Raw genomic sequence first — 2907 nt, 5'->3', positions numbered from 1 at the left:
ACAAAGCTCATTTTTGAAGCTTCGCACAAAGAAACGAACAAAATAATTCGGATGGAGCGTTATGAATAAATCGAAACATAAAATAAAAGCTTTTACGCTGAGTGAACTCATCATTGTAATTATGATTACCGTGATTGTGGCAGGAATTGCGTTTTCGGTGTTGCAACTTGTGCAAAAACAGATGTATGGAATTCAAACGAACTTTCAACATAAAACAAGTATAACGTTGTTAGAGCAATCTTTGGCAATAGATGCGCACCGATCAAACCATATTCAGTATGATGATTTGGAAGATACGCTTCACTTTATTTCGGAAATAGATACAGTAAGTTATACGTTTGAAAAAGAATATGTGCAAAAAGAAACCGATACGTTTGACATCGCGATTGCAAACACTAAATTTTATTTTGAAGGCGTTGAAACGACCGCAGCTAAGATTGATGCTTTTAAACTCATAACCGCGAAAGAATTTCGGAATGCTGCCATTTTTATTTACAAGCGAAACACGGCTAATACCTATATGAATCCATGAGTTTTAAGTTAGAAAATATAAACCAACAAAAGCGTGTTTCTAAAACGAAACCTTCTGAAATTTCTTCTATTTTACAGAAAGAGATTGTCCTTTTTGGGAAAGGTTTTTCAAATAAACTAAAAGAGGATTTTTATACCGAATTGGCAGTTTTATTGAGCGCCGGCGTTTCTTTGAAAGAAGGATTAGAGTTGCTTCACAATTCGCAAAAGAAAAAAGCGGCAAAGGAAATATTGGGCACTGTTGTGGACGATTTGATTGATGGAAAAAGTATGTCAGAAGCCATTCGATCGCATAAAGCGTTTACTGAATACGAGTATTATTCCATTAAGATAGGAGAGGAGACAGGAACACTTGCGGAAGTAGTGAAGCAATTGGGTAGTTTTTTTGGCAGAAAGAATCAACAACGCAGAGATGTGGTGAGCGCGCTTACGTATCCTATTATCGTATTGAGTACCGCTTTTTTAGTCGTGCTTTTTATGTTGCAATTTGTAGTGCCGATGTTTCAAGATATTTTTAAACAGAATAAAGTTTCGTTGCCAGGTATTACCGAATTTATCATCAATGTTTCGGCATTTATGAAATCGTATGGTTTATTGATTTTAGGTGGAATGATCGCACTGTTTTCATCCCGTTTTTTGTTTAACAAACAAGAATGGTATCGTCGTTTTAAGGACACCTTTCTTTTGAAGCTTCCGTTCTTTGGAAACTTTATCAAAACGGTGTATTTATCACAATTTACACAAGCTGTGGCGTTGTTATCGGCTTCAAAAGTTCCTGTAATTAATAGTATTCAGCTCGTAAAAAAGATGATTGATTTTTATCCGTTACAAGATGCCTTGGAAAGTGTAGAGCAATCTATTTTACAAGGAGCAACGTTGAGTGAAAGTTTGGCTTCGCATCCTATTTTTAGTGATAAAATGATTGCTTTGGTAAAAGTAGCCGAACAAACCAATCAAACAGAATTTATTTTTGATCGTTTGAATATACAATATCATGAACAAGTGCAACGCCAATCGAAAATGATGTCTACGATTATGGAACCGTTGATTATTGTTTTTGTAGGAATTATGGTAGGCGTTATTTTGATTGCGATGTATTTACCGATGTTTAAGTTGGGAACTGTTTTGGGTGGGTAAAATGCTGTTTACTGAGGCTTCAAGAAACGTCATTCTGAACTTGATTCAGAATCTCATCTAACTACTTTGAAACGTCTTTTCAATCTCCAACTTGATTGGAGAGAAGCAATCTGTTTCTTAATAAGATAACTTGAAAATTGTTTACAATGCAGTTTGTTGAAAAGACTCTCAATTCTCATAGCTCAATACTAATAGTTTTTTTCACCACGAATTCACGAATTGTTTGTCTGTAATTATTTTTTTGCTATAATGATTTAGCACGAATTTTGCTTACTATTGTGTGAAAAGGAGCATGCTTGTAATACTAAATCCGTTAAAAAGTTAGTTAACTATTTTCTTCAAAATAATTTTTCTGTTATATAAATAAATCCTAGAAACAATGAGTTTCGTTATGGAAACTCATTGCGCTAGAATTACTTTTTATTATTTTTTTAGATACTATCTAAGTTATTAATTATCAAATGTAGGAGCATGATTATCCATTTCAATTTCTTGTGTACAATTGAAACATTTTACATAGTTATCATCAGGAATGTATGAATTTGTAGAACTTACATAAATTACATTACTTGACGTACCGCCTGGATCACTTGCTTGCCCAAAAGGACTTGGACATTTAAGACGTGAAAGAATTGAGTTTGATGCATCATTAAAGTCAAGTTTTCTAAATGTATGTTGTTTTGTTACTTTTAGTCCTTCGTGTGCTCCTTCTATAAGTGTAGTAGACCATTTACCAGGAGACTTGGCTATAACAGCTATTTCAAGTCGTCCAAAAGGACAATCAATATTGGTTAAGTAACTTTTTTCGCCAAGCTTTATAATACCGTTTGATAAATCAACACCATCTAAATGTACATTTGCACATCCTAATGCCTCATTTAACAGTTCATCAGATAATTGATCGTTTGCATCAATAATACCGTTTCCATTAGAATCATAATAATAATAATCCTTCCCAACAAACAAAGAAACTCCAGGCACAAAATACCCAATAGGATCATTTTCTGTTTCATTTTCGAGAATCGTAAATCCGCCACCAATAATCTTGAGTCCATCAGTATTTATAGCCGTTACTGTTTCTCCAACTTTTGTATTTCCGCTAAACCAACAGTTAATAATATTTGGATTTTGTATTCTATACGGCAACGATCCTCCTTGTTGTCTACTTTTCATTAAAACAGCTCTTAATGCATTTCCTTGCATGCTAATAGTCACATTTTCGGCAAACCATTTAGATAC

The 2907-nt window shown here is 33.8% G+C and carries 3 protein-coding genes; 2 read left to right on the top strand and 1 reads right to left on the bottom strand.

The genetic code is table 11. The features are described from left to right. Positions 1–61: 61 nt before the first annotated feature. Both AB8B65_RS09330 and AB8B65_RS09325 read left to right on the top strand, forming a co-directional pair. A complete protein-coding gene (locus tag AB8B65_RS09330) occupies positions 62–532 on the top strand; it encodes a prepilin-type N-terminal cleavage/methylation domain-containing protein (RefSeq protein WP_405300685.1) in 471 nt (156 codons plus the stop codon). Beyond that, positions 529–1668 (top strand): type II secretion system F family protein, encoded by a 1140-nt coding sequence (locus AB8B65_RS09325; RefSeq protein ID WP_405300684.1) that lies wholly within the window; start codon positions 529–531, stop codon positions 1666–1668. Before AB8B65_RS09330 ends, AB8B65_RS09325 begins: the two co-directional genes overlap by 4 nt. A 450-nt stretch (positions 1669–2118) precedes the next feature. Here the strand turns inward: AB8B65_RS09325 and AB8B65_RS09320 are convergent. Then, positions 2119–2907, bottom strand: a 789-nt coding sequence (locus AB8B65_RS09320) for a hypothetical protein (protein ID WP_405300683.1), incomplete at its 5' end; no start/stop codon positions are given.

Source organism: Kordia sp., from assembly GCF_045105435.1.
Lineage (GTDB): Bacteria > Bacteroidota > Bacteroidia > Flavobacteriales > Flavobacteriaceae > Kordia.
The sequence above is the reverse complement of the archived record's forward strand: the minus strand, read 5'-3'. Positions and strand labels throughout refer to the sequence as shown.